Consider the following 26792-nt stretch of genomic DNA (forward strand, 5'->3'; position numbering starts at 1 on the left):
AATTCAGTAGAAAAAGATGTAAAAGCATTGACTGGATAAATAACTATATTTTATTTTAAATATATAATATAATAAAATAGAATATATCAAATGTAGAAGGTGATAGCCTATGAAAAAAATAACAATAAATGATATTGCTAACTTGGCAGGAGTATCTAAAAGTACTGTATCAAGATATCTAAACAATAAAGATATCAGTGATTCTACTAAAAAGAAAATAAAGAAAATAATAGATGAACATGGATATGAGCCGAATGCATTTGCTCAAAGCCTGAGAGCTAAAAAAACATACTTTATTGGTATTATAGCACCTTGTTTAGATTCTTTTGTAAAATCTAAAATTATGATGGCAATAGACGAAGAACTTAAAGAGTTAAAATATACATCATTAATTATTAATACTAGTAGAAAAATAAGGTCGGAAATAGATAGTATATCAAAATTAGCTAGACTAAAAGTTGATGGAATAATACTAGTTGGTACTGAAATAACTAAAGAACATAAAAATGAAATTGAAAAGTTAGATATACCAATAGTTGTAGTTGGACAAAAGGTTGATGGTATCAATAGCATAGTGAATGATGATTATGAGGCAGGGTATACAATGGGTCAATATATTGCTAATAAAAATTACAAAAAAATTGTATATTTAGGTGTTGATGAAAATGATATATCAGTTGGTTTAAATAGAAAAAATGGAGTACTTAATGGTTTAAAAGATAAAGGATATGATGCAAAAGTATTTTATACTGATTTTGACCAAGAAACATCTATACAAAAAAGTAGAGAAATGTTAGAAAATGAAAATCCAGATATGATAATATGTGCAACTGATAATATAGCAATAGCAACAATGAAAGAAATCAATAAGATAGGTAAAAATATACCACAAGATATATCTGTAGCTGGATTTGGAGGATATGACGTATTGTCTATTATAAGCCCTAAACTTACAACAATAAAATTTGAAAATGAAAATGCAGGTAAGGTAGCAGCAAATACAATAGTAAACTTAATACAAGAAAGAAAAGAACCATTATTAAAGGAGATTAAATTTGAATTAATAGAAGGCGAAAGTACAATAAATAAAAATTAGAATGCACATTACGTATATTAGTAATGTGTATTTTTTTACTAAAAAAGAACTATAATTCTAAAAATAGGAAAACTTTTTCAAAAGAAGTATTGCATTCGAAATAAATTTATGATAATCTTTTATTAAACCGGTTTCGAAACCGGTTTAATAAAATCGAGAGGGAGAGCAAAATGAGTGCAAAAATAACTGATTACAATAAAGTATCAAAGCAATTATTAGAGTACATAGGGAATAAACAAAATATAAAAGGCGTAGCACATTGTGCGACTAGATTAAGAATTGTTTTAGATAGCAATGATAAAGCAAATATAAAAGCAATAGAAGAATTAGACGGAGTAAAAGGAGTATTTATAGCATCAAACCAACTTCAAGTAGTATTTGGAGCAGGAATAGTAAACAATGTTTATAAGGAATTTAGTAAAATATCAGGATTTGAAAATATGTCATTAAGTGATGTTAAATCTGAATCGACTCAAAAACAAAACAAATTTCAACAAGCTATAAAATCTTTATCAGATGTATTTGTGCAGATAATACCGGGATTATTAGCAGCAGCATTGCTAATGGGTATTACAGGGCTTTTAGGTCAAGAAGGAATATTTGGAGAATTGTCAATAATAGAAATGTATCCTCAATTAGCAGGGCTTAATAGATTTATAAGTATAGCATCAACAGGAATATTTACTATATTACCAATGTTAGTAGTATATTCTGCAACTATGAGATTTGGAGGAAGTCCAGTATTAGGTCTAATAATAGGAGCTATAATGCTTCATCCAGAACTTGCAAATGCATATGCAGTAGGAAATGGTAGTGTAGTACCAGAAATAATAGATTTATTTGGATTAAAAATTGAGTTAGTAGGATTCCAAGGTGGAATAATAGTAGCTCTTATGATGGGATTTGTAGTAGCTAAGTTAGATAAATTCTTTAACTCAAAAATACATGATATGCTTAAGTTATTCTTAGCGCCGATATGTACAGTTATAGTAGCATCATTTTTATTATTTGTTGTAGTTGGTCCATTAGGAAGAGGCTTAGCAAACATAGTAACATCATCTTTATTATGGACGACTGAAAACTTAGGAATACTTGGATATATGATATTTGCTGGAGTACAGCAAGTTATAGTTATAACAGGACTTCACCATGTTATAGGAGCTGTTGAAGCACAACTTATAGCAGATACAGGAGTTAACTTTATAATGCCTCTTATGTCAGTAGCATTAATAGGTCAAGGTGGAGCTGTATTAGGATATTTAGTATTAAATTGGAAAGATATAAAAGCTCGTCAAATAGGAATATCTTCATTTGCTTCAGTGTTATTTGGAATATCAGAACCAGCTATATTTGGAGTTACTTTAAAATATAAGTATCCATTAATAGCAGGGTGTATAGGTGGAGCAATAGGCGGTGCGTATATATACATGATGAAAGTAACAGCATTGGCATTTGGAGCAACAGCAGTGCCAGGGTTAGCGATAGTGTCTACTCAAGGTGGGGGACATATTCAATATATATTAGCACATTTAATAACAATAGTTGTAGCTATGATAGTAACAATATTACTTGGAAAATTACAGAAAAAATCAGTTAATTAATAAATTATAGATAGCATTAAAAAATGCTATCTATTAATGATTTTTAAGACTATATAAAATTATAAAAGAAAAGGAATAAATGTATGTACAAAGAGCCTAAATATAGAACAATATTAGAATCGACAAAAGAAGAATTAAATAGATTAAGAAATATATCTTTAAATGATAAATATAAACCACTATTTCATATACATCCACAACATGGACTACTTAATGACCCAAATGGATTAGCATATTATAATGGTAAATACCATGTATTTTATCAATGGTATCCATATGATGTAACTCATGGAATGAAGCATTGGGCTTATGTAAGTTCAGATGATTTTGTAAATTGGAATAGAGAAGATGTAGCATTAATACCAATTAAAAGTTATGAATCTCATGGAGCATATTCAGGAAATGCGATAGAAGTAGGTGAAAAACTGCACATGTATTATACAGGGAATATAAAGTATAGTGCAGAAGATAGATATGCATATCAAAACTTAGCTATAATGGATAAGGATGGCAAAATAACTAAATATGAAAATAATCCAATAGTAAGTGAAATACCAAAAGGATATACAGGACATGTAAGAGACCCAAAGGTATTTAAAAAAAATGCTAAATACTTTATGCTACTTGGAGCACAAACAAGTGAAAAAAAGGGAGCTATAATAGTATATGAATCTGAAAACTCTATAGATTGGCATTTTAAAGGAGAATTGAATGTAAAAAATATAGATGAAGATTTTGGTTACATGTGGGAATGTCCAGATTATATTAATATAGATGGAAAAGATATATTAATATTTTCACCACAAGGAGTAGAACCTAAAGGATTTGATTATCAAAATATATATAACGTAGTATATGCTATTGGGAATATGGATTTAGATAATTTAGAATTTGAAATAGATATAATGAAAGAAATGGAAAAAGGATTTGATTTTTATGCACCACAAACATTTGTAAAAGACTCACAAACAATACTATTTGCATGGGCTGGAATGGGAGAAGTTTTATATCCTACAGATAAAAATAAGTGGGCACATTGTCTGACTGTTCCAAGAAAATTAAATATAAAAAATAATAAGTTATTACAAATGCCTGTAGATGAATTAATTAAATTGAGATATGATGAAGCAAGTGGACAAAATACTATAAAAGATAATATCGATATTATAGAAAATGATGAAAATTTATATGAACTTAATATTAATATAAAAAATATTGATAGTGATAAATTTGGTCTAGAATTATTTGCATCACAAGATGAAGGTGTAAAATTAGAATTTGATAAGGTAGAAAGCACAGTAACTTTAGACAGAAGCAACTTTGAAAAAGTTTTCGGTGTTGAGTATGGAACAAATAGAAAAGAATATATAAATATTGATGAAAATACTAATATCAAAGCACTAGCAGATAGAAGTATTTTGGAAATATTTATAAATGATGGTGAAACAGTATTTACTAGTAGAATATTTGCTAAAGCAAATTCTAATCAAATAAAGGTTTATAGTGATAAAATAGTAGAATATAAGTATACTAAATATAAATTAAAGCAAGGTATTGAATTATAAAAACATATTATAAGGGGTAGAAAAGATGAAAAAAGTAATTAGCATAGGAGAAGCTTTAATAGACTTTATACCTAATCAAAATAGGTGTAAATTAAAAAATGTATCAGGATTTAAAAGAGTAGCAGGAGGAGCTCCAGCAAATGCTAGTGCTGTTGTAGCAAAACTTGGAGGCAAATCAAGTTTTATATCGAAGTTAGGGAAAGATGCATTTGGTGATTATATAATAGATGTATTAAATGAAGCAAATGTAAATACTGATTATGTATTAAGAACAAGTAAAGCAAATACGGGGCTTGCTTTTGTATCATTAAAAGAAGATGGTAATCGTGATTTTTCATTTTATAGGAATCCAAGTGCAGATATGCTTTTAGAAGCTGATGAAGTTAAAAAAGAGTGGTTTGATAATTGTCATAGCCTACATTTTTGTTCAGTAGATTTAATAGATAGTCCAATGAAATTAGCGCATAAAAAAGCAATAGAATATGCACTTGAGAATAATAGTATAATAAGTTTTGATCCTAATATAAGGTTACCTTTATGGGATAGTGAACAGTCTTGTAAAAATGCAATATTAGAATTTTTACCTTTTGCTCATATTGTTAAGATATCTGACGAAGAATTAGAATTTATAACAGGAGAAAATGATATAGAAAATGCACTACATAAGCTTTTTGTAGGGAGTGTTGAGTTAGTATTATATACAAAAGGAAAAGATGGAGTAGATGCATACACTAAAAAAGTAAAAGGCATGTGTAAAGGGGTCAAAGTAAATGCAATAGATACAACAGGAGCAGGAGATTCTTATATAGGTTCATTCTTATACACATTATTAGATAAGCAAATAACATTAAATGATATAAAAGAAATGAAGCAAGAAACATTAAATAAATATTTGGAGTTTTCTAATTATTATGCAGCTCGTAGTACAACTATCAAAGGTGCTATAAATTCATATGCAACAAAGAAAGAAATAGCTGAATTTATAAATAATTTATAGTAATAACAAGTAATTGGATTTGAAGAGGATGGTATTTCAAAAAAAATTATTTATGATATAAATATTGGTAGGTATTTTTCATTAAAAATATTTTAAGTGTGTGTTTGAATATGTAAATGTTGTTGGAAATCTCTGTACTTCATTAGATTTAATAGCAAATAATGTAAAACTGAAAAAAGCAAATATAGGAGATTTGATTTTAATTACTAATGCTGGGAGTTACTCATATTCTTTATCTCCACTGCTATTTTCTAGTTATGAGCTTCCTAAGCAATATTATAAAAGAAGAGATGGATACATTGAATAAATTATATTTTAAATATTTAGTTTAGGATATATAATTTTTTATGTATAATGATGAAAATATATATAGTTTTGAGTGACAAAAGGTATAGAGAGCTATAATAGTTCTTTATACCTTTATTTTGTTTTGTAAATTTACTATATTTGTTTTATGAATTTACTATTTCAATAATTGTGCCTTCTGGAAACAATGTTCTAAAAATAAATCTGACTAATGGTCCTGCAATTAGCAGTTGTAATGGTAATGCAATAATAAAATTATTTACTATATTTATAATCCATATAGTGATAAGTGTATTAGAAAACCCAATTGATTTAATGGCTCCAAATAAAGACATACATAAAACCATTCCACATACCATACAACTTGATATAACAATAGCCTTTATAATTTGTTTAGAATCTGGGCTTATAATACTAAATGCTATTTTCTTTGCAATATTAGAAACAATAAACCAGTCAAAAATCATAGCTATGATATATGTAATTGGAAAATCCAACCATGCATCTTTAAAAGTATCTAATGAGAATTTATCGTGTATAGAAATATTATAAACGCTCATAAAAAAGACCATAAAAGCACACATAAGTACTGTAAATATTAAACTTTCTTTTCTATTTTGTGGCATATTCATCTACCTCCAAGTGTAATTTATTTCTATTAGGATTATACATGAAGAAAAATTTTGTCGTAAGTAAAATTTTTAAAATTTGAAATTTATTTTTAGAACGGACTTAAATGAATATAAAAAAATTTTATTTTTTATTGCCTGTATAGTTAATTAAGCGCTCATAAGGTAGCAAATCGCCTTATATGCAGCCCCCGTAAACTCGCATGAAATGGGCGTTTTCTTAAACTCCGCAAATAAGGCGGCACAAGCTGTGACAGTATAGTTTTGTAAAGTTGGGCACCATTTAGGCACAAAAAAACAAAAAAAGCAAGCCCTTGTTTGGCCTGCTGATATCCTTAGCATACTACACACTCCCCAAAATCGGCAAGAGACCGGACAGAGTTTGCGGGCAGAGCCGACAAGCGGACATTGAAAAATAGGGCCTCAAAATCCCTGACATAATGAGCCCATACGAACACGGGGCTGAGGGAGCCTGTATCATTTCATCTGAACCCCCGAAAACGGGCTTCTATCGTTCCGCAGAAAAGTCCCGGCGTGAGACTTAGCTCCGTCCCATGACGGATCTATATTAATGCGCGGTGGAAAGCAAAATCCCACCAAAGACAATCGTAGCAAGCGGTCTTTTTCATCACCCGTAACGGGGCGGCTACGCATCATGCCAGACGATGCAAGCATACCTTTTCCAGCTGATCAATTCTTTGTTTATCAGCGCCCGTAAAGGCGCGTAGCCGCTCTACTTGTGTACCGTTGCGCCCTGCTTGCCACTATTAAAAACAGTTAAAGAGGGAGTACGCAATTTACCAATAAGGTTGTATTAAATTAGCCTGACAAACTGGAATTTTCATTTATACTGGCTTAATCAAACCGTTTTCCCAAAAAGCATCAAAGGTGTTTACTGCACCACCATGTTCGACAATTTTTCCGTTCACAATTTTATCAATATCTACACCAGTCATTTCTATGACCTTATTCGTAGGCGTTATTCCAATAAACTTGCCTTTATGCGTTCCTCTCATAATAAATTCTGAAATAACAGTTTCGCCGTCCTCAAATTGACGGATAATCTCCATTGTGTAGTCTGGATATGTTTTTTTGACAGCCTCAAGGTGTTGCCTCATTCCGTCTATGCCGATAAACATCTCGTTTTCGCCAACCTTTTGCACGCAATCCTTTGAAATATATGATGGAAGCTCATTAAGCAAGTTTTTTGAAACAACCACCTCATAAAAGTATTTTATAATCTCTTTATTGTTCATGGTACACCTCCAAAATAAATTCTAACTTGTCCAGTTCGTTAAACTGGGATTTGCCTTATTTCTTACTCTTAAATTTGTTAATAGCAGTTCCCACGATTACTCCTAATATAAGTCCAAATACTAAGCCGTAACACATTAATATTCCTATTTTCCCTTGAAAAATCCCTAAAGCGCAACCAGTTGCCAGCCCCAGTATCATGCCTAAAAACATACATATAATGATTGCTTTATTATCTTTATTCATAGTCCTTTTCCTTCACAACTTCCAATTTGTCGAGTGCGCCTTCTCCGCCTAAGGCGTGCAAATCCATAACTAGTTTAATATAAGCGTATGGGAATGTCAAGTAGCTTATTTCATTACTTCATGCTACTGCTCATAACTCTGTTTGTCTGCTTGGGCACCATTTTAACCTTTGTAGGATTGTATCGCATACAGCATAAATGTTGGTTTTATAGGCTTTTCCAGCTGAAAAAAGTATTTTATTGCCGATAAAGATTTACTATTTTTTATTGAACTTTGACTATAAAATAGCTTGAAATCTCTTATATCTCTTTATAAGCCAATGCCTGCAAAGCCCCATTCTATCAGGGTTTTCAGGCATTGGCTTATTTTTGTGTTAAAACTTTTTATTAGGTATTTTTGTAAGGTAGGGCGGGAATTGGGCGGAATTTTATTTTTCTATCTAGCTGATAAATAGAATACCTGCGGAACATTAGACGTCCATTTTAAGGTGTTGGATATTGTGCTATTCCCTTTATTGTTTTGAGCGTCATAGCGCCCTATATGCTCTAATGCAAAGTATGTCCTTATAGTACCAGCGCCCGCAAAGGCGCGTAGCCGCTCCACTTGTGGAGCGTTCGCAAGGGAGCAAAGCGGCCCTTGCCGGGGGATTGGGGGAGGCCCCCAACAAGCGGTTTGAACAGTTTTCGCAGAGCGGAAAATGGGCAAATGCACAACGGTGTGTACCGTTGTGCCCTGCTTGCCACTATTAAAAACAGCTAAAGAGGGAGTATGCCTTATACCCAATAAAGCGCATTTAACAGTCAGGCAAATCTAAAGCTGATGTTTCGATTATTCACTTTCCCTTTTAAAGAAAAAGAAACCATCTTTACGCTGAACAAGTTCCCAACCGTCACTTCCTAATTCATTTAGTTGAACTTCAATATCTTGTGCTACTTTTTCATACTGCTTTGTATTCATAGCTAAAGCCGTTGCGATTGTTATAACCTTATATTCATATTTTTTCATTGAAAATGCCTCCTCCAATTTCTATTTTGTCGAATACGCCTTTTCCGCCTAAGGCGTATAAATTTATAACTGGTTTTTTTCATTTTAATATGAGCGCATGGAAATGTCAAACAGTCCATTTCGTTTCATTACTTCATGCTACTGTTCATAACCTTGTTTGTTCGTTTGGGCACCATTCGGGCACCATTTTAACCGTTGTAGGACGGCTTCTCACATAGCAGAAATGCTGATTTCATAGGCCTTTCCGGCTGAAAAAAGGATTTTATAACCGCCGAATATTTACTATTTTTTATAGTTATCCATAGAAATTGGTTTTTTATCTATTTTAATTTTATATTGTAGAATAAAGATTTATTATGTAATTTGTTATGAAATTATATCAAGAAATAGTTCTTGGTAAAAATTGGAAAATATTATTATCGACAAAATCTTTGACTTAAAAACTATATTGCGATAGTATTAATTTAATAAAAGTTTGAGAGGGGCGTAAGGTTATGACAATTTCAAAAATACCACAAGCAGAATTAAAAGTTATGAAGTTTATTTGGGGGAAAAATGATACAGTAACATCAAAAGAAACTATTGAAGCTATGGAAAAAAAATATGGATGGAAACAAACAACTACATTGACACTTTTATCAAGACTTGTTAAAAAGCATTTTTTAAATGCAGAAAAAATAGATAGATATACTCATTATACAATAGTTGTTGGACATAAGGAGTATTTAAGTGTTGAGACAAAAGATTTTTTAAGTAATATACACGATAATTCTTTACAGAGTTTGGTTTCAGCATTACATGACGATGAAGTTATAGATAAGGATACATTAGATTTATTTGAAAGTCATTTTAAAAACTTAGAAGAGGAGTAATTATGTAGTCTAAAACTCTAAGATTTAAATTAATATATGGCTGAAAAAATCCATAAAGGGTATTATTTAATCAGTTACTCACTATTTCATAAAGTAATATTAAATAGGTTTTAATTAGTAAAGTACCTATAAATATTTGGAATAGGAGTATCAAATTAAATGATACCACTTATCCTATTAAATAGTGACTTTTAACATTTAAAATAATTTTATAACCTATCAATATTTACTAATCTAAATCATTATTTCTATTTAACCATATCAAAATATACCCCGATACAATTTATTCAAATAAAAAGCTAATATTTACTTTTTTATGTATATTTTTACATGATTTTATATAAGAGTTTTTTTATTAAAGATATATATACTTATATATAGAAATGTTATTCAAAAAAGTATTTTTAACTTTAAAAATTAATGTTAAAAAGTAAGCTTATAAACTAATATTAAAAATTATATTTTAAATATCTTAAATGAACCAGTCTTACATATATTTCCGATGGATTATATTGATAAAAAACACTAAAATTAAATTAATAAAAGTACTTGGAGGGATGGTAATGAAAGAGGAAAATTTTATTAATATTGAATACGAGGATAAACGTTTTTCAATTAATAGCAAAGAAGTTTTGTACATAGAGAAGCAAGAATATGAATCAAAGATTTATACAGAAAATGGTAATTATGAAGTTGGAGAAAATGCTCCTTGTATAAGAAAACTAATAAAAGAAGAAAATTTTTTCAAATGTAGTAATAGTTATATTGTAAATTTAGATAAGTGTGAATTTTATCTAAGCAATAATTGTATTTTTGTGAATAATAATTTTATAAGAATTTTAGGTTCAGAAAGAAAAAAGAAGTTAAAAAAGAAATTAGAAAAATTATATGATTATGAAGATTAATCTTGAGAGGCTGTATCTTATACAGCCTCTTTATTTATTGTATTATTAATAAATTTCAAATTATGATAAAATATAAAACAAGTAACTTATTTCAAAATAAAATACTTTTAAAAGAAAGGGACGAGATATGGGAGATTATAATAAAATGCTTGAATTAAAAAATAACTCAGGTACTAACGAAAGACAGTTAAAATATCCTTGTATCTATAAACATTTCAAAGGAAAATATTATGCTACAATGGGGATTAGTAAAGCTATTGATAATGTAGAAAACATATGTGAACTATACAGTGGAGAAAATTTAATCCAAAATAGAAATAAATATAAGTTGATTATTAGACATACTGAAAGAGAAGAAAATATCTATGTATATATGGATTTAGATGGAAATTTTTATCATAAAAAAGAAAAAGATACTAATGATTTAGTTTTATACAAGACTTTATATGATGATACAGGAATATTTGCAAGACCTTTGGATATGTTTTTAGAAAAAGTAGATACAGATAAGTATGTTAATCCAATTCAAAAGTACAGATTTGAAGAAGTTTATAAATAATATAAGAAAGATGTGTTTATAAATTTAGAAAAATCCTTTAATAGTGCAATAACTTGTAGAAATATAAATGAGATTTATTGTAAATAATATGTTAGATTAGGTTATAAAATAGAAACAAAGTAAAGTATTATATGATATAATTAAATTTTGAGAAGTGATAATTTATATTTAATAAAAATAGGCATATATTAGGAGGACATATGGGAAATACTTTTTATATAGTTAGACATGGACAAACAGATTGGAATCTATTAGGAAAAACGCAAGGTCATGGTAATTCTGACCTTACACCTCAAGGTATAAATCAGGCAAAAGAACTTTCTGAAGATATTGGAAAGTATCCAATTGATTATATTTTTAGTAGTGACCTTGGAAGAGCAATGCAAACAGCTCAAATTTTAGGAGATAAGCTTAATATTGAAGTTCAAAAAACTGAATCACTTAGAGAAATGGGATTTGGAGTTTGGGAAGGTCTTTTAATAAAAGAAATTCAAAAAGATTACTCAGATATATATTCAACATGGAGAAATGAGCCACACTTAGTAAATATACCAGAAGGCGAAACTCTTAAAATTATAAAAGAAAGAGTAGATGCTTTTATAAAGGAATTAAATGAAAAATATGATAATAAAAATATAATTCTTGTTACACATTCAATTACATTGAGAGTTATGTTATTGTCATTTTTAGAATCAGGTATGGAAAATATATATAGAATTAAGCAGGATAATACTGCTTTAAACATAGTAGAATTTAAAGATTATGGACCTGTTATAATAAAAATGAATGATACAAGTCATATAAAAAATCATGTAAAGATAAATAATTCTGCATTAGAGTAGGAATCAATTATAAGGAGAAATTTATGAGTAAAGTTATAGTAGTTGGTGGAGGTGCCTCTGGAATGATGGCAGCTTTGGTAGCTTCGAAAAATAATAATGAAGTAATATTAGTTGAGAGAAATGGAGAATTAGGGAGAAAGCTAAGAGCAACTGGTGGAGGTAGATGCAATTTTACCAATAACAGGGAGATAGAAGATTTTTTTGATAAAGTCGTTAATAATAAAAAATTTCTCTATAGTAGTTTCTATACGTTTACAAATAAAGACCTTATTTCGTATTTTGAAAGTAGAAATTTAAAATATAAGATTGAAGAAGAAAATGACCACAAAGTATATTCTAAAAATGATAAATCTATAGAAGTAATAGAAGTATTAAATAAAGATTTACTCAATCACAATGTAAAGATAGTGTATAATAAAAAAGTTGCAGACATTATAACTGAAGACATTGCTCCAAAAGATGACTCTAATAAGGACAAGTCAAAGTATCTAGTAAAAGGAATTATTTTAGATAATGGAGATAAGATACTAGGAGACAAGATTATTATATCAACTGGAGGAGTGAGTTATCCAAAAACGGGTTCAGATGGTTCAATGTACAAGATTCTTAAAAATCATGGACATACATTAAATAAACTATATCCTGCTTTAGTTCCGCTTAGAATAGAGGAAAAATGGATTAAAGATTTGCAAGGAATATCCATGAAGAATGTGGAAATATCTTGTAAGATTAAGAAAAAGAAAATATCAAAATCGGGGGATATGTTATTTGCACATTTTGGGATAACAGGACCTTGTGTGCTTATAATGTCTTCTTATATTAATAAGATTATTGAAAGAGAAAAGGTAGAATTAAATATAGATTTCTTACCAAATTTAAGTCATGATGAAATTTCTAGTATAATCAGAGAATTTCCAAATAAAAATATTATAAATAATCTTAGGCAAATACTACCTCAAAATTTCTTAAAAGAAATTCTATCTCTATTATCTTTGAGTGATAAAAAAGCAAGTGATTTATCTAAGGTAGATGAAATTAAAATTATTGAGTATATAAAAAATATGAAGCTAACTTGTAATGGAACTACAGGTATAAACACTGGTATGGTTACTTCTGGTGGTATCTCAGTTAAAGAAATTAATTCCTCTACTATGGAATCTAAGTTAATTAAGAACTTGTTTTTTACAGGTGAGGTAATTGATATAGATGCAGAAACTGGTGGATACAATTTACAAATAGCGTTTTCAACTGGATACCTTGCAGGTATTAGTGTATAAATGTAGTTTTTTTATTAATAATTAAATATAAATAGAGGTGTATATATGGGTAATTTAGTTATAGCCGTAGATGGTCCAGCAGGAGCTGGAAAGAGTACAATAGCTAAGATAGTAGCAAAAAAGTTAAATATAAATTATATAGATACAGGTGCTATGTATAGAGCAGTTACTTATAAATGTTTAAAAAGTGGTATTGATGTCAATAATGAGAAGGAAGTTATTCAAATAGCTAGAAATTCAGATATAGATTTTAAAAATAATAGTATATACTTGGATAAAGAAGTTATGGACGAAGAAATAAGAACAATAGAAGTAAGTAACAATGTTTCTAATGTAGCTAAGATAAAAGAAGTAAGAGAGTTAATGGTTGAAGTTCAACGAAAAATAGGAACAAAAAGTTCAGTAATATTAGATGGTAGAGATATAGGTTCATATGTTTTCCCAAATGCAGATTATAAATTCTTTTTAGTAGCTACTCCAGAAGAAAGAGGAAGTAGACGTTATAAAGAACTTTGTAATAAGGGATATAATACTACTTTAAAAGAAGTAATTGAAGATATAATAAAACGAGATGAAATGGATTCAAATAGAGAATTTGCTCCATTAGTAAAAGCTAATGATGCGTTAGAAATAGACACTACAGGAAAAACTATAGAAGAGGTTGTGTATGAAGTTGTGTCTAAAATAAATCTTTAGTTTAATGTATCAGAATGAAAATATAATGTAGTGTTGAAGGGAGATAAACGTGAATTTTTATAGATTTGCAATAAATATTTTTAAGGGTTTTTCTAAATTATTTTTTAAGTATGAGGTTATAGGTGCACAGAATATCCCTGATAGAGGGAATATAGTAATAGCTTCAAATCATAAGTCCAATCTTGACCCTATATTCTTGGCAGCGGCTATAGAAAATAGAGAAATAGCTGCAATTGCAAAAAAAGAATTATTTGAAGTAAAGCCATTAGGATTTATATTAAAAAAATTGCATGTTATGCCTATAAATAGAGAAAAGCCAGATGTATCTACAATAAAAACTATTTTAAGGTCAATTAGAGATGGTTATGTATTAGGAATATTCCCAGAAGGGACTAGAATAAAGGGGGATTCTTTTGGTAAGGCTAAGGCAGGTCTTTCTGTATTTACAATAAAAAGTAAGTCTAAAGTTGTTCCAGTATCAATAATATCCAAATATAAACTTTTTAGTAAAGTAATTGTATATATTGGAGAGCCAATATCATTTGAAGAACATTTTAAGGAAAAATTAAGTAATGATGACCATGAAAGAATATCACAAGAGATTTTAGAAGTGATAAAACAAAATTACTTTAAATATTCAAAATAAGGGGGTAAACTTGTGAACGTAAAAATAGCAAAAAATGCTGGCTTTTGTTTTGGAGTAAAAAGGGCAATGAAAATGGCATGGGACGAAGTTGAAAAAAATGATTCTGGCATATATGCTTTAGGTCCTCTTATTCATAACAAACAAGCAGTAGCAAAATATGAAGAAAAAGGTCTTAAGACTGTAGATGAAATTGATATAATACCAAACTATGAAAATATGATAATAAGGTCTCATGGAGTTCCTGAGAAGATATATAAAGAAGCAAAAGACAAAAAACTAAAAATTGTGGATACTACATGTCCATTTGTAAAGAAAATACATACAGTAGTAAGTGAGTATCATAATAAAGGCTATGAAATAATAGTTATTGGAGATATGAAACATCCAGAAGTTATAGGTATAAATGGATGGTGTGAAAATTCAGCTATAATAATAAAGACTTTAGAACAAATGGAAAATATGGAGTTTGATAATTCAAAAAAATATTGTCTTGTTGCACAGACTACAATAAATCCAGATTTATATCTAAGTATAGTTGATAAACTATCAGATAAATTAGAAAAAATAGTATTTAATGATACAATTTGTTCAGCTACAAAAACAAGACAAGAATCAGCTAAAGAACTGGCTAAAGAAGTTGATTGTATGATAGTTATAGGAGGCAAACATAGTTCAAATACTCAAAAGTTAGTAAAGGTTTGTGAAGACTTAGTACCAACTTTTGCAATAGAGACTAAGGATGAATTGGATGTAAAAATGCTTAAAAAATATAAAAATTTAGGTATTACAGCAGGGGCATCTACACCTAATTGGATAATAGAAGAGGTTGTAACATTCCTTGAAAATTTATAAATTTGATAGATAATAAAAACAGGTGGATATTGTTATGATATAGAACTTATCATAATGTCCACCTTTGATTTCATATTACATGTGGTAAATAGATAACCTAATATCAAAAAGTGTGTATCTTAATACGAAAAATTAATAATATAAGATGCGCACTTTTTAATATTAGAAAGTTAAAAGAAATATTGATATTGATTATCAATAGAAAATATAATATAATTATTGCAAAATTAGTGTAGGAGGTAAATTAATGGAAATGTTAATATCCGCTTCTGAAGAGGCATTTTTACATGTAGGCTCTATGATTGGATTTTTTATTTTGTTATTTGGATATATTAATTATAAAACTAGTGGAAATTTTACTAATATCATATCAAAAAACAGAAAGCTTCAACCTTTAATGGGTGCTTTAATTGGAGCTATACCAGGTTGTGGGGGAAGTTTGGCAATAATGCCCTTGTATATAAATGGTAAATTAAGCTTTGGGGCAATAATTGCGAGTTTAATAGCTAGTATGGGAGATGCCGCATTTATACTTATTTCATCAAATATTAAAATGTATTTTTTTGTCACTATAGTTAGTACCATTACAGGAATAATAACTGGGCAACTAGTGGATTATTTTAAACTAGAAGAAAAATTAGGGCTAAAAAAGCGTAGAGAATCGGATAAATACAATATAAGTAAAAATAATTCTAAAGAAAATAAAGAACAACATAATCATGATGAAATAATTTTGGACAATCTAGCTAAATCTCATGGAAATACAAATAGACTTGCATTCATAATAACACATGGAAAAGGATATAAAATTTATATAGGAATTATATTAATCGGCTTTATATTTATGTCACTTGCTCACTCTGGACTTAATCTTCCTATAATTGAGAAATTACATTCATTAGAAGAAATGATAGCAGTAATTGGAATATTATTTTCAATAATTTATATGTGGTGTTTTAAAAAGGTATTTAAGAATTCTAATCAAAAAGAGGAAGAAAATAAAAAGATTTCTCTAAGAGAAATGCTTATACATTCTGTTGGTGAAATATCATTTGTAATTACATGGATTTTTATTGCATATCTTATCTACGATTTGATAATATTAATTTTAGGTGGAGATGAATACTTGGTTAAGCTAGTATTATCAACAGGTGTAATAAGTGTATTTATAGGCGCAGGTCTTGGGCTTATTCCAGGTTGTGGTATACAAATTGTGCTTATGTCATTTTATTTGAAGGGAACTATACCACTTGGGGCGGTGATAGCCAACTCTATATCTCAAGATGGGGATGCACTTTTCCCACTTCTAGCAATGGATAAAAAATCTTCTTTATGGGCTATGATTATTACTACTATACCAGCAATACTTGTAGGTATGATAGTTTATGTATTTTTAGGATAAATATAATTATGAATAAAAAAAGTATTGATAAAATAATAAGATACATAAACTTGTTTGTAAGAATAGTGAAGATTAAATATAGAAATAAAAAAATTCAATATTACTTAAATATTAATGAGAACATGGGAAATAATATTATTCCTCATGTTCTCTCTATTTAATTAAATTGGTAATGGAACAAATTTCAAGTGATACTTTCTATTAAAACTCATATATAATATATATTAATAAATCAAACTATGATATGTAATACGACTAGTATATTGATATAAAAACTTAAGAGGAGTTGTAAAGCATGGGTAATTTAAAGAGACAGTGTGATGTGGCAAGTGGAAGAGAGAAAGCTGACATTGTACTTAAAAATGGGACAATCATAAACGTATTTACAGAAGAGCTAATAGTAGGAGATATAGCAATGGTAGGAGATACTATTGTTGGTATTGGTGATTATAATGGCAATGTAGAAATTGATTGTAGAAATAAATATATATCACCTGGTTTTATTGATGCACATATGCATATTGAATCTACAATGGTAATGCCAATTGAACTATCAAAAACAATATTAAAATCAGGTACAACAACTATCATAGCTGACCCACATGAGTTAGTTAATGTAAAGGGAGCAAGTGCAATAGATTTTTTATTAGAATCGACAAAAGATATACCACTTAATGTATATATTATGATGCCTTCATCTGTACCTGCAACAAGTTTTGAAACTAATGGAATTGGTAAATTTAGTGCAAAAGACATGGAGAGATACATAAATAATCCTAGAATTTTAGGTTTAGGAGAGGTAATGTGTTTCAATGATGTTATAAATTCTGAAAATGAAATCTTGGATAAACTAGAGCTTTTTAAAAATAAGGTGGTAGACGGACATGCACCAAATGTAAATGGAAAATCACTTCAGACATATGTATGTGCAGGAATAGAAAATGACCATGAATGTATAACTTTTGATGAAGTATATGAAAAATTGAGAGCGGGACTAAAAATTTTAATAAGAGAAGGAAGTGCAGCAAAAAACTTAAAATCTATAGTAAGTGGTATGTTAAAGCATAATTTACCAATTGAAGAATTTATGTTTTGCACAGATGATAAGCACCTAGATGACATAGAAAAACAAGGTCACATAAGATGGAATATAAAATGTGCGATTGATTTAGGTATGGAACCTATAAAGGCTATAAAAATTGCAACTTATAATTCTGCAAGAGCATATGGGTTAAAGAAAATTGGAGCAATAAGTGCTGGTTATAAGGCAGACATTGTTGTATTGAATGATTTGGATAAAATGAAAGTGGATAGTATCTATAAAGATGGTAAATTAGTAAAAAAAGAAATTTTCTCTACTTACAATTATGAGATTAAAGATAAAGAATTACTTAATACAGTTAAATTTAAAGATATTAATAAAGAAAAAATACAGTTAAAATTAAATGAAAAAAATTATGTAATGGAAATTGTGCCTTATCAAATTTTGACAAATAAGTTATATGAATCTCTACCAAGTTCAGATGGATATTTTGTTCCAAATGAAGAGTATTCTAAGCTTTGTGTTGTTGAGAGGCATAGAATGACTGGAAATATATCAGTTGCTCCACTAAAAGGATTTGGCATAAAAAATGGAGCAATAGCTACTACTGTGGCTCATGATTCTCATAACATTATAGTTGCAGGAGATAACGATGATGATATTCTAATTGCAATAAATTATTTAAAAGAGATTCAAGGTGGTTATGTGATTGTATCAAATGGAAAAGTTATTGCACACTTAAGTCTTCAAGTGGCTGGATTAATTAGTACTCTTACAGCTGAAGAAGTACAAGAAACTACTGATAATATGTTGGAGATAGCAAGAAAAATGGGAGTTCCAAAGTATGTAGACCCTTTTATTACACTTTCTTTTATGGCACTTCCTGTTGTTCCACAAATAAGACTTACTGATTTAGGTATGTTTGATGTTGAAGAATTTAAATTTATATAGATTAAGACATTATAAAAATAACAATAGATGGAGCTGTCTCAAAATAGAGGTAGGTTTCTTTTTCATTGTTGAAACGATGAAAATATATTAATTTATTATTTAACCTTATTTTAAGTTCAAATATCCCAACAAAACTATTTTCAGCCTATTTTAGCACATAAATATATGAAAATTATATGTTTATAAAATTTTATAAATAAAAAATAAAATATTTTATTTATATATAGATTTATAGGGTAATAATATAAGCATAATATAAAAATTATCAATAAAAACAAAAGGAGAGATATTTATGTTGAGTATAGGAACAAAAGCACCAGAATTTACACTAGAAGATAAAGATGGAAATAAAGTAAGTATATCAGATTTTAAGGGGAAAAAAGTAGTAGTGTATTTTTATCCTAAAGATAACACACCAGGTTGTACACGTCAAGCTTGTGCTTTTAGAAATGCGTACGATGGATTTAAAAAGGATGATGTACAAGTTATTGGCATAAGTAAAGATAGCATAAAATCACATCAAAAATTTGCAGAAAAGCATGAACTTCCTTTTATTTTACTTTCTGACCCTGATTTAGTTGCTATAAAAGCTTTTGATGTATGGAAAGAGAAAAAAATGTATGGAAAAACTGCATTTGGAGTTGTACGTGCGACATATATTATAGATGAAAATGGAATTATTGAAAAAGTTTTTGAAAAAGCAAAACCAGATACAAATGCACAAGAGATTCTTGAATATTTGGAAAAACAGGAGCAATAAGAATTTATGATTATAATGTTATCACCAGCTAAAAATATGAAGAATATAGAAATATTTGATAGAGATTTGAATTTGCCCTGTTTTATAGATAATACAAAAGAAATAGTTGAAAATATAAATACATTTAGCATAGAAGATTTTAAAAATAAAATGAAAATTAATGAAAAATTAGCTGTGTTAAATAAAAATAGATTTGAAAGCATTAAGTTCGATAGATTAGGAAGCCCTGCAATCTTAACTTATGATGGAATACAGTATAAAAATATAGAAGCAGAAAATTTTACAAAGCAAGATGAAGAATTTGCAGATAGTTGTATTCGAATCATAAGTGGATTGTATGGGCTTGTAAAACCATACGATAGTATATATGAATATAGGTTAGAAATGCAGACAAAATTACAGATAGGTGAGTTTAAGAATTTATATGAATATTGGGGAAATCGCATATATAAAGAATTAAGCAAAGAAAAAACAGCTATCATTAATCTTTCATCAAATGAATACAGCAAGTCAATAGAAAGATTTATTAAAGATAGTGATACATATATTACATGTACTTTTAAAGTAAACAAAAATGGTATATTGAAAGTGGAATCTACACAAGCAAAGAAGGCTAGAGGTATGATGGCAAAGTACATTGTAAAAAATAGGATAATAGATATTGAGGAGCTAAAAAAGTTTAACTTAGAAGGATATAAGTACCAAGAAAACTTATCTGATAATAGTGAATACATATTTGTAAAAGAGTAGAATTTTTTATTAAGTATTAAATGGCATTGTTAAATTTAGGTAAAATATACTTATTGTGTATTGAACTGAACTTGATTTTAAAATATAATTACTCTTAAATCAAAAAAGAAAGGAGTGGTCTTCCAAAATGGAAAATCACAAACAGATGCCTTGGCATTCAAGAGCAACTCATGAAATTTTAGAAAGTCTAGATTCATCAGAGGAGGGGCTCACCGATACCGAGGCGGAAAAACGGCTTAAAAAGAGTGGTGTTGTCTTTAATATTTGGCGAATTTACAGAAGCTTTTGTAATACTAATAATTGTAATAGTAAATGCAATTATTGGTATTGTTCAAGAAAAAAAGGATGAAATATCATTAGAAGCATTAAAAAATATGAATTCACCTATAGCTCGTGTGTCCCCATTTGATAAACTTAGAATAATAAAATCTTTAAAAAGAATTGGAGAAGTACCAGCAATGACTGGGGATGGTGTAAACGATTCTCCTGCCTTAAAATCTGCTGATATTGGTATAGCTATGGGTATAAGTGGTACAGATGTTGCAAAAGATTCTTCTGATATGATTTTAATGGATGATAGCTTTACAACAATTGCTTATGCAATAAAAGAAGGTAGGCGTGTATATAGGAACATACAAAAAGTTATACAATTCTTGCTTGTTGGTAATATAGCAGAGATACTTACACTGTTTGTAGCAATACTATTAAATTGGGATACTCCACTTCTTGCTGTTCATATTCTGTGGGTAAACCTTGCAACTGCTACACTTCCAGCTCTTGCTCTTGGAGTTGACCCACCAAGCAGAAATATAATGAAGCATCAGCCAGTGAAATCAACCACTTTGTTTGAAAAAAACCTTATACAAAGAGTTGTTACCCAAGGTATATTTGTGGCAATAATGACTATTTTAGCATATAAAATTGGTCTTAATATAGAAAATCATTCTGTAGGTCAAACAATGGCGTTTTGTGTATTAGCATTTTCACAGATGTTACGAGCATTTAGCCAGCGTTCAAATATAGATTCAATGTTTAATAGAAATAATGGTAAAAATCCATTTCTTTTAATCTCGTTTTTAACTTCTGCATTGCTAATAGCAGTAATACTGTTTGTACCTGTTTTTAGAAATGCTTTTAGTCTAACTATTTTAAATAGTTCAGAGTGGCTTATAACAATTGTTTTAGCTGTAATGTCTGTAGTTCAAGTAGAGGTTGGGAAAGTTATTAAAAGAAAAAAATTAAAAAAATAGTTGACAAAATTAGGAAAAATATATAAGATATAAAACATAGAAAAATTAAATAAATCTTATCCAGAGAGGTGGAGGGACTGGCCCTATGAAACCCGGCAACCAGTATATTTATATACATTGGTGCTAAATCCTGCGGCGAAAGCTGAGAGATGAGTATAATTAAGCTTATACAGAGCCTGAGTTATATACTCAGGCTTTATTTATTTTAAATCTCATCTGATAAATAGTTTAATTTTTTTAATAAAATCTAAGGGGGATATAAAAATGTATAATAAAGAGACAATATGTGTGCAAGGAAATTATAAACCAGGTAATGGAGAACCAAGAGTATTACCTTTATATCAAAGTACAACTTTTAAATATAGCAGTATAGACCAACTTGCTGAATTATTCGATTTAAAGGTTGATGGACATATATATTCAAGAATAAGTAATCCTACTATTCAAGCTTTTGAAGAGAAAATAAGTTTACTAGAAGGAGGAGTATCTTCTGTAGCTGTATCATCAGGTCAATCTGCAAATATGTTGGCAGTTTTAAATATATGTAAATCAGGAGATAGCATACTTTGTTCTTCAAAAGTATATGGAGGAACATTCAATTTATTAGGACCTAGTCTTAAAAAATTTGGTATAGATTTAATATCGTTTGACTTAGATTCAAGTGAAGATGAGATAGCAGAACTTGCAAATGAAAATACTAAAGTTGTGTTTGCAGAAACACTTGCAAATCCAACTCTTGAAGTTATAGATTTTGAAAAAATAGCAAATGTAGCTAAGAGGATTAATGTTCCATTTATAGTTGATAATTCATTAGCATCTCCAGTGCTTTGTAACCCTTTAAAGTATGGAGCAAATATAGTTACTCATTCTACTACAAAATATTTAGACGGGCATGCTTCAAGTGTTGGGGGAATTATAGTAGACGGTGGAAACTTTAACTGGGATAATGGAAAATTTCCAGAATTAGTTGAACCAGACCCAACGTACCATGGAATAAGTTATACTGAAAAATTTGGAAATGCTGCGTATGCAACTAAAGCAAGAGTTCAATTACTTAGGGATTATGGAAATTGTTTAAGCCCGTTTAATGCATATCTTACTAACTTAAATGTTGAAACACTGCACCTTAGAATGGAGAGACATAGTGAAAACGCACTTAAAATAGCTAGGTTTTTAGAAAAACATGAAAATGTAGACTGGATTAATTATCCAGGGCTTGAAGATAACAAGTATTATGAGAATGCTAAAAAATATTTATCAAAAGGGTGTAGTGGAGTTTTATCATTTGGAGTAAGAGGTGGGCTAGAAAATGCAAAAAAATTTGTGGAAAAACTACAGATAGCATCTTTAGTTACGCATGTTTCAGATGTAAGAACATGTGTTATACACCCAGCTTCAACTACTCATAGACAATTAACAGAAGAACAATTAATTGCATCTGGAGTATTGCCTTCACTAATAAGATTGTCAGTTGGAATAGAAAATGTAGAGGATTTAATAGCTGATTTAAATCAAGCTTTAAATTTCTAATATTCTAAGAGAAAGAGAAGTGAAAAAATATGGCTTTAATACTACCAAAAGGATTACCTGTTATTAATAAATTATTAGATGAAGGAATAGATGTAATTTACAAAGAAGATTTTAATAAGGAATTAAAATATGAAGAAAACATAGATACTAAGATAGCTATACTGAATCTAATGCCTATAAAGATAGATACAGAATTAGATTTACTAAGAAGGATAGATAAAACAGGATTCAATGTATCTGTGGAATTTATTAAAATTTCAACAAGAGAGAGTAAGAGAAGTTGCAATGAATATGTTAAAGAATTTTATAAAACATTTGATGAAGCCAAAGAAGAATACTTTGATGGTCTTATAATAACAGGAGCTCCAGTTGAACAAATGGAGTTTGAAGAAGTTGATTATTGGAATGAACTAGAAGAGATTATGGATTATTCTAAAAGAAAAACTAAATCTACATTATATATATGTTGGGCAGCTCAAGCAAGTCTTTACAAATACTACAATGTAAAAAAACTACCATTAAGTAAAAAATGTTTTGGAGTATTTAAGCATAAAGTAGATAAGAATAGTAAGATAGTAGATGGGTTTGAAAAAGAATTTTTTGCCCCACATTCAAGACATACTACTGTAAATATTGAAGCTCTAAAAGAGAATAAAGAGTTGAGCATTGTGAGTCATTCTAAAGAAGCTGGTCCTTATATAATTACAAATTCGAGAGATGTATTCGTAATGGGTCATAGCGAGTATGATAAATACACTCTTGATAAAGAGTATAAGAGGGATATAAATAGAGGTGATGAAATATCGATACCTCAAAATTACTACATTAATGATGACCCTTCAGAAGAGCCAGCTGTAAAATGGAAAAAACATTCAGAATTGTTGTTTAGAAATTGGATAAAAAACTATTTGATACAATAAATTTTAATAGTATATAAATGTTAACTAAATAAAATATAGAGATTTATAGGTATAAAGTTAATCTTAATGATTCTTTATACCTTATTTTAAAAAAAATTTGACCTTATAATAGTAGTTTTATATATTATGGAAATCACTTTAGGTGTAGATAAAGGTAGTTTTAATTTTATACATGATATGATAATGGGAGATTAAACCTTTAGATTATCAATAAATTTGTATTTTAATTTTTAAAATAGATTAAAAATGGAGAAATCGGTGTAAAATATATACATCGATTTTTTATTAAATTTTATCAAAAGCATCCTGTATAAAATTAAATATCCATAAGATAACAAAATTCCAACTGAAGTTACAATATTGTAATTGACAATGAATACTTAATACTATAATATTTAATACATTAAACATTATAGTATTAAGTATTCATTTACAGGATAAACTTAAGCCTAAAGTTAATAGTTAGTGGAATAAAGTATTTTCGTAGGGAGCGTTTGTATGGACGAGATGAGTTTTAAGAAAGAGCTATTAGAGTTGACTAGGGATATAAATATGAAGTTTGCAACTTTATTAAGTAAGTTTTATCAGCCACTTGGTATTACAGCAGTGCAAGCTTTGATTTTATCAGAGTTATGTGAACATGGAGAGAAAAAAATAAGCGATTTAGGTAAAAACTTAAACATGACAAATAGTAATGTATCAGTAATCTGTCAGAGACTTGAAAAAAATGGTTTTTTAAATCGCATAAGAGATATAGAAGACCAGCGAATTGTGAAAGTAAAAGTTACAAATAAATCATTGGATATACAAGAGAATATTTCAAGTAGTATTTTTGATAGTTATTTTGAAAATATGACTAGTGAAAAATTGCAAGATATGAAAGATATAATAGAAGGTTTAGAAAAATTAAATAAGCTTTTAACTCACATTGATTGCAAATAACATAAAAATAATTTAAAGGAGAATAAAATTATGGATGAACATAAACCCCAAAAAAGGTCTGCACTCTATTATTATACAGTTATAATAATAGTAGTAATGTTTTTAAATGCTTTAATATTTCCAAGTTTAATGGATAAAAAAATGGTTGAGATTGACTATGGGAAGTTTCTTACAATGTTGGATACAGGGAAGGTTAAAGCCGTTGAGATAGAAAACAATAGAATAGCAATAAATCCATCTAGTAGTAAGGATAAGAATATATACATAACTGGTAGAATGGATGACCCAGAATTGGTAGATAGATTAAAAAATGCAAGGGTAGAATTTACTAAGGTTATTCCCAAGGAAAATTCACCTCTTCTAAGTATTTTACTTACATGGATAATACCTATAGGTATTCTTATGCTATTTGGTAATTTAATGATGAAGTCGATGCAAAAGCGAATGGGTGGTAATGCGATGCAATTTGGAAAAAGCAACGCCAAAATGTATGTATCTGCTCAAAGCGGAAAAAGATTTAATGATGTGGCTGGTCAAGATGAGGCAAAAGAAGCTTTAAGTGAGATAGTAGATTTCTTACACAATCCAGAAAAATATAAAAAGATAGGAGCACAAATGCCTAAAGGTGCACTTTTAGTAGGACCTCCAGGTACAGGAAAAACACTTCTTGCAAAAGCTGTAGCAGGAGAAGCAAATGTACCATTTTTCTCAATATCTGGTTCTGAATTTGTTGAGATGTTTGTAGGAATGGGAGCTTCTAGAATTCGTGATTTATTTAAACAAGCAAAAGAAAAAGCTCCATGTATAGTATTTATAGATGAAATTGATACTATTGGTAAAAAACGTGATAATGGAAGTGGATTAGGTGGAAATGACGAACGTGAGCAAACTTTAAACCAGTTGCTAAGTGAGATGGATGGGTTTGATGGAGGAATAGGTGTAGTAATACTTGCTGCTACAAATAGACCTGACAGCCTTGATAAAGCATTACTTCGTCCAGGAAGGTTTGATAGACGTATACCAGTTGAGCTTCCAGACCTTGGAGGGCGTGAAGCTATCTTAAAGGTACATGCTCAAAATGTAAATGTAAGCTCAGATATAGATTATAATGCAATTGCAAGGTCTACATCAGGAGCATCAGGTGCAGAGCTTGCTAATATTGTGAATGAAGCAGCACTCTTAGCCGTTAAATCAGGTAGGGATATAGTAGAGCAACAAGATTTTGATGAATCTGTTGAAACTGTAATTGCTGGGTACCAACGTAAAGGAGCTGTAATTTCTGATAAGGAAAAGAAAATTATAGCCTATCATGAAATAGGTCATGCACTTGTTGCCGCTATGCAAAAACATTCTGCTCCTGTCCATAAGATTACTATAATACCTAGAACTTCAGGTGCATTGGGTTATACTATGCAAGTTGCAGAAGATGAAAGTGTGCTTATGTCTAAAGAAGAAGCAATAGATAAAATAACTACTTTTACAGGTGGTCGTGCTGCTGAAGAAGTTATTTTTAATACTTGTACATCAGGGGCATCAAATGATATAGAGCAAGCTACTAAAATTGCAAGAGCTATGGTTACTCGTCTTGGTATGAGTGAAGAATTTGACATGGTTGCTCTTGAGACAGTAAGTAATCAATACCTAGGAGGAGATACTTCTCTTGCTTGTTCTTCAGATACTGCTGCTAAAATAGATGAAGAAGTATTTAAAATAGTAAAGGCTTGTCATAAGAATGCAATTGAAATTTTAGATAACAATATTGATAAGTTGCATGAACTTGCTGAATACTTATTAGAAAAGGAAACTATTACAGGTGATGAGTTTATGGAGATACTTAACTTAAAATAAATATATTATATAAAAAATAAAAATGCCTATTATTGGGCATTTTTATTTT

Annotated in this window: 27 protein-coding genes and 1 riboswitch; of the genes, 23 read left to right on the forward strand and 4 right to left on the reverse strand. The window is 29.2% G+C overall.

The annotated features are described in order from the left end of the window. Window positions 1–109 precede the first annotated feature (109 nt). The 5 genes from IR152_RS04660 to IR152_RS04680 all read left to right on the forward strand — a co-directional run bounded on the left by IR152_RS04660 (window position 110) and on the right by IR152_RS04680 (window position 5566). Complete coding sequence (locus tag IR152_RS04660; RefSeq protein WP_227450639.1) at window positions 110–1096, forward strand: LacI family DNA-binding transcriptional regulator; 987 nt, start codon at window positions 110–112, stop codon at window positions 1094–1096. Window positions 1097–1266: 170 nt separating this feature from the next. Further along, window positions 1267–2697 (forward strand): PTS transporter subunit EIIC, encoded by a 1431-nt coding sequence (locus tag IR152_RS04665; protein ID WP_227450640.1) that lies wholly within the window; start codon window positions 1267–1269, stop codon window positions 2695–2697. Window positions 2698–2780: 83 nt separating this feature from the next. Further along, window positions 2781–4262: a glycoside hydrolase family 32 protein gene (locus tag IR152_RS04670; RefSeq protein WP_227450641.1), complete on the forward strand. Its 1482-nt coding sequence runs from the start codon at window positions 2781–2783 to the stop codon at window positions 4260–4262. A 25-nt stretch (window positions 4263–4287) separates the two neighbouring features. Beyond that, on the forward strand, window positions 4288–5259 hold the full coding sequence (locus IR152_RS04675) for a carbohydrate kinase family protein (protein WP_227450642.1): 972 nt from the start codon (window positions 4288–4290) through the stop codon (window positions 5257–5259). 100 nt (window positions 5260–5359) lie between these two features. After that, entirely contained in the window at window positions 5360–5566 is a 207-nt protein-coding gene (locus IR152_RS04680) for a hypothetical protein (RefSeq protein WP_227450643.1), read from the forward strand. 145 nt (window positions 5567–5711) lie between these two features. Here the strand turns inward: IR152_RS04680 and IR152_RS04685 are convergent, their stop codons facing one another. The 4 genes from IR152_RS04685 to IR152_RS04700 all read right to left on the reverse strand — a co-directional run bounded on the left by IR152_RS04685 (window position 5712) and on the right by IR152_RS04700 (window position 8699). Next, on the reverse strand, window positions 5712–6191 hold the full coding sequence (locus IR152_RS04685) for a DUF2798 domain-containing protein (protein WP_227450644.1): 480 nt from the start codon (window positions 6189–6191) through the stop codon (window positions 5712–5714). A gap of 848 nt (window positions 6192–7039) precedes the next feature. Next, window positions 7040–7450 (reverse strand): ester cyclase, encoded by a 411-nt coding sequence (locus tag IR152_RS04690; RefSeq protein ID WP_227450645.1) that lies wholly within the window; start codon window positions 7448–7450, stop codon window positions 7040–7042. Window positions 7451–7505: 55 nt separating this feature from the next. Continuing rightward, entirely contained in the window at window positions 7506–7661 is a 156-nt protein-coding gene (locus IR152_RS04695) for a hypothetical protein (protein ID WP_311315425.1), read from the reverse strand. 861 nt (window positions 7662–8522) lie between these two features. After that, a complete protein-coding gene (locus tag IR152_RS04700) occupies window positions 8523–8699 on the reverse strand; it encodes a DUF4177 domain-containing protein (RefSeq protein ID WP_227450647.1) in 177 nt (58 codons plus the stop codon). Window positions 8700–9193: 494 nt separating this feature from the next. On the opposite strand from IR152_RS04700, the gene IR152_RS04705 reads away from it, so the two are divergent. From IR152_RS04705 to ftsH, 18 genes are all read left to right on the forward strand, one after another. Continuing rightward, window positions 9194–9571, forward strand: coding sequence for a BlaI/MecI/CopY family transcriptional regulator (locus IR152_RS04705; protein ID WP_227450648.1), 378 nt, complete (start codon window positions 9194–9196; stop codon window positions 9569–9571). A gap of 563 nt (window positions 9572–10134) precedes the next feature. After that, complete coding sequence (locus tag IR152_RS04710) at window positions 10135–10476, forward strand: LytTR family DNA-binding domain-containing protein (protein ID WP_227450649.1); 342 nt, start codon at window positions 10135–10137, stop codon at window positions 10474–10476. 145 nt (window positions 10477–10621) lie between these two features. Continuing rightward, a complete protein-coding gene (locus IR152_RS04715) occupies window positions 10622–11035 on the forward strand; it encodes a DUF1653 domain-containing protein (RefSeq protein ID WP_227450650.1) in 414 nt (137 codons plus the stop codon). Between the two features lie 200 nt (window positions 11036–11235). Then, complete coding sequence (locus tag IR152_RS04720) at window positions 11236–11877, forward strand: histidine phosphatase family protein (RefSeq protein ID WP_227450651.1); 642 nt, start codon at window positions 11236–11238, stop codon at window positions 11875–11877. A gap of 23 nt (window positions 11878–11900) precedes the next feature. Continuing rightward, window positions 11901–13154, forward strand: a complete 1254-nt coding sequence (locus tag IR152_RS04725) for an NAD(P)/FAD-dependent oxidoreductase (protein ID WP_227450652.1) — start codon at window positions 11901–11903, stop codon at window positions 13152–13154. 45 nt (window positions 13155–13199) lie between these two features. Then, window positions 13200–13850 (forward strand): (d)CMP kinase, encoded by a 651-nt coding sequence (gene cmk / locus IR152_RS04730; RefSeq protein WP_227450653.1) that lies wholly within the window; start codon window positions 13200–13202, stop codon window positions 13848–13850. 49 nt (window positions 13851–13899) lie between these two features. Further along, window positions 13900–14496: a lysophospholipid acyltransferase family protein gene (locus IR152_RS04735; RefSeq protein ID WP_227450654.1), complete on the forward strand. Its 597-nt coding sequence runs from the start codon at window positions 13900–13902 to the stop codon at window positions 14494–14496. Window positions 14497–14508: 12 nt separating this feature from the next. Beyond that, the gene (locus tag IR152_RS04740; RefSeq protein WP_227450655.1) at window positions 14509–15348 is read left to right on the forward strand and encodes a 4-hydroxy-3-methylbut-2-enyl diphosphate reductase; all 840 of its coding nucleotides are present in this window, start codon (window positions 14509–14511) and stop codon (window positions 15346–15348) included. A 247-nt stretch (window positions 15349–15595) separates the two neighbouring features. Further along, window positions 15596–16750: a putative manganese transporter gene (locus tag IR152_RS04745; protein WP_255624434.1), complete on the forward strand. Its 1155-nt coding sequence runs from the start codon at window positions 15596–15598 to the stop codon at window positions 16748–16750. A gap of 295 nt (window positions 16751–17045) precedes the next feature. Next, window positions 17046–18743, forward strand: coding sequence for an adenine deaminase (gene ade, locus IR152_RS04750; RefSeq protein WP_227450656.1), 1698 nt, complete (start codon window positions 17046–17048; stop codon window positions 18741–18743). 292 nt (window positions 18744–19035) lie between these two features. Continuing rightward, window positions 19036–19503, forward strand: a complete 468-nt coding sequence (bcp, locus tag IR152_RS04755; RefSeq protein ID WP_227450657.1) for a thioredoxin-dependent thiol peroxidase — start codon at window positions 19036–19038, stop codon at window positions 19501–19503. A 6-nt stretch (window positions 19504–19509) separates the two neighbouring features. Continuing rightward, window positions 19510–20253, forward strand: coding sequence for a peroxide stress protein YaaA (yaaA, locus tag IR152_RS04760; protein ID WP_227450658.1), 744 nt, complete (start codon window positions 19510–19512; stop codon window positions 20251–20253). Window positions 20254–20380: 127 nt separating this feature from the next. Then, a complete protein-coding gene (locus IR152_RS20380) occupies window positions 20381–20602 on the forward strand; it encodes a cation-transporting P-type ATPase (protein WP_413927467.1) in 222 nt (73 codons plus the stop codon). After that, on the forward strand, window positions 20502–21503 hold the full coding sequence (locus IR152_RS04770; RefSeq protein WP_413927468.1) for an HAD-IC family P-type ATPase: 1002 nt from the start codon (window positions 20502–20504) through the stop codon (window positions 21501–21503). Before IR152_RS20380 ends, IR152_RS04770 begins: the two co-directional genes overlap by 101 nt. A 53-nt stretch (window positions 21504–21556) precedes the next feature. After that, window positions 21557–21659, forward strand: a riboswitch (SAM riboswitch). Window positions 21660–21767: 108 nt separating this feature from the next. Next, a complete protein-coding gene (locus tag IR152_RS04775) occupies window positions 21768–23033 on the forward strand; it encodes an O-acetylhomoserine aminocarboxypropyltransferase/cysteine synthase family protein (protein WP_227450659.1) in 1266 nt (421 codons plus the stop codon). Window positions 23034–23062: 29 nt separating this feature from the next. Next, the gene (locus tag IR152_RS04780) at window positions 23063–23953 is read left to right on the forward strand and encodes a homoserine O-succinyltransferase (RefSeq protein ID WP_227450660.1); all 891 of its coding nucleotides are present in this window, start codon (window positions 23063–23065) and stop codon (window positions 23951–23953) included. A gap of 498 nt (window positions 23954–24451) precedes the next feature. Further along, complete coding sequence (locus IR152_RS04785) at window positions 24452–24895, forward strand: MarR family winged helix-turn-helix transcriptional regulator (RefSeq protein ID WP_227450661.1); 444 nt, start codon at window positions 24452–24454, stop codon at window positions 24893–24895. 30 nt (window positions 24896–24925) lie between these two features. Next, window positions 24926–26743 (forward strand): ATP-dependent zinc metalloprotease FtsH, encoded by a 1818-nt coding sequence (gene ftsH / locus IR152_RS04790; protein WP_227450662.1) that lies wholly within the window; start codon window positions 24926–24928, stop codon window positions 26741–26743. The last annotated feature ends 49 nt before the right edge of the window (window positions 26744–26792 follow it).

This window comes from Clostridioides sp. ES-S-0108-01, assembly GCF_020662285.1.
Lineage (GTDB): Bacteria > Bacillota > Clostridia > Peptostreptococcales > Peptostreptococcaceae > Clostridioides.

Coding starts and splice junctions, on each gene's coding strand:
- cmk (WP_227450653.1), top strand. CDS start 13,200: ATGGGTAATTTAGTTATAGCCGTAGATGGTCCAGCAGGAGCTGGAAAG.
- IR152_RS04785 (WP_227450661.1), top strand. CDS start 24,452: ATGGACGAGATGAGTTTTAAGAAAGAGCTATTAGAGTTGACTAGGGAT.
- IR152_RS04670 (WP_227450641.1), top strand. CDS start 2,781: ATGTACAAAGAGCCTAAATATAGAACAATATTAGAATCGACAAAAGAA.
- bcp (WP_227450657.1), top strand. CDS start 19,036: ATGTTGAGTATAGGAACAAAAGCACCAGAATTTACACTAGAAGATAAA.
- IR152_RS20380 (WP_413927467.1), top strand. CDS start 20,381: ATGGAAAATCACAAACAGATGCCTTGGCATTCAAGAGCAACTCATGAA.
- IR152_RS04780 (WP_227450660.1), top strand. CDS start 23,063: ATGGCTTTAATACTACCAAAAGGATTACCTGTTATTAATAAATTATTA.
- IR152_RS04675 (WP_227450642.1), top strand. CDS start 4,288: ATGAAAAAAGTAATTAGCATAGGAGAAGCTTTAATAGACTTTATACCT.
- IR152_RS04705 (WP_227450648.1), top strand. CDS start 9,194: ATGACAATTTCAAAAATACCACAAGCAGAATTAAAAGTTATGAAGTTT.
- IR152_RS04665 (WP_227450640.1), top strand. CDS start 1,267: ATGAGTGCAAAAATAACTGATTACAATAAAGTATCAAAGCAATTATTA.
- IR152_RS04775 (WP_227450659.1), top strand. CDS start 21,768: ATGTATAATAAAGAGACAATATGTGTGCAAGGAAATTATAAACCAGGT.
- ftsH (WP_227450662.1), top strand. CDS start 24,926: ATGGATGAACATAAACCCCAAAAAAGGTCTGCACTCTATTATTATACA.
- IR152_RS04690 (WP_227450645.1), bottom strand. CDS start 7,450: ATGAACAATAAAGAGATTATAAAATACTTTTATGAGGTGGTTGTTTCA.
- IR152_RS04700 (WP_227450647.1), bottom strand. CDS start 8,699: ATGAAAAAATATGAATATAAGGTTATAACAATCGCAACGGCTTTAGCT.
- IR152_RS04725 (WP_227450652.1), top strand. CDS start 11,901: ATGAGTAAAGTTATAGTAGTTGGTGGAGGTGCCTCTGGAATGATGGCA.
- IR152_RS04720 (WP_227450651.1), top strand. CDS start 11,236: ATGGGAAATACTTTTTATATAGTTAGACATGGACAAACAGATTGGAAT.
- IR152_RS04685 (WP_227450644.1), bottom strand. CDS start 6,191: ATGCCACAAAATAGAAAAGAAAGTTTAATATTTACAGTACTTATGTGT.
- ade (WP_227450656.1), top strand. CDS start 17,046: ATGGGTAATTTAAAGAGACAGTGTGATGTGGCAAGTGGAAGAGAGAAA.
- IR152_RS04710 (WP_227450649.1), top strand. CDS start 10,135: ATGAAAGAGGAAAATTTTATTAATATTGAATACGAGGATAAACGTTTT.
- yaaA (WP_227450658.1), top strand. CDS start 19,510: ATGATTATAATGTTATCACCAGCTAAAAATATGAAGAATATAGAAATA.
- IR152_RS04715 (WP_227450650.1), top strand. CDS start 10,622: ATGCTTGAATTAAAAAATAACTCAGGTACTAACGAAAGACAGTTAAAA.
- IR152_RS04660 (WP_227450639.1), top strand. CDS start 110: ATGAAAAAAATAACAATAAATGATATTGCTAACTTGGCAGGAGTATCT.
- IR152_RS04745 (WP_255624434.1), top strand. CDS start 15,596: ATGGAAATGTTAATATCCGCTTCTGAAGAGGCATTTTTACATGTAGGC.
- IR152_RS04695 (WP_311315425.1), bottom strand. CDS start 7,661: ATGTTTTTAGGCATGATACTGGGGCTGGCAACTGGTTGCGCTTTAGGG.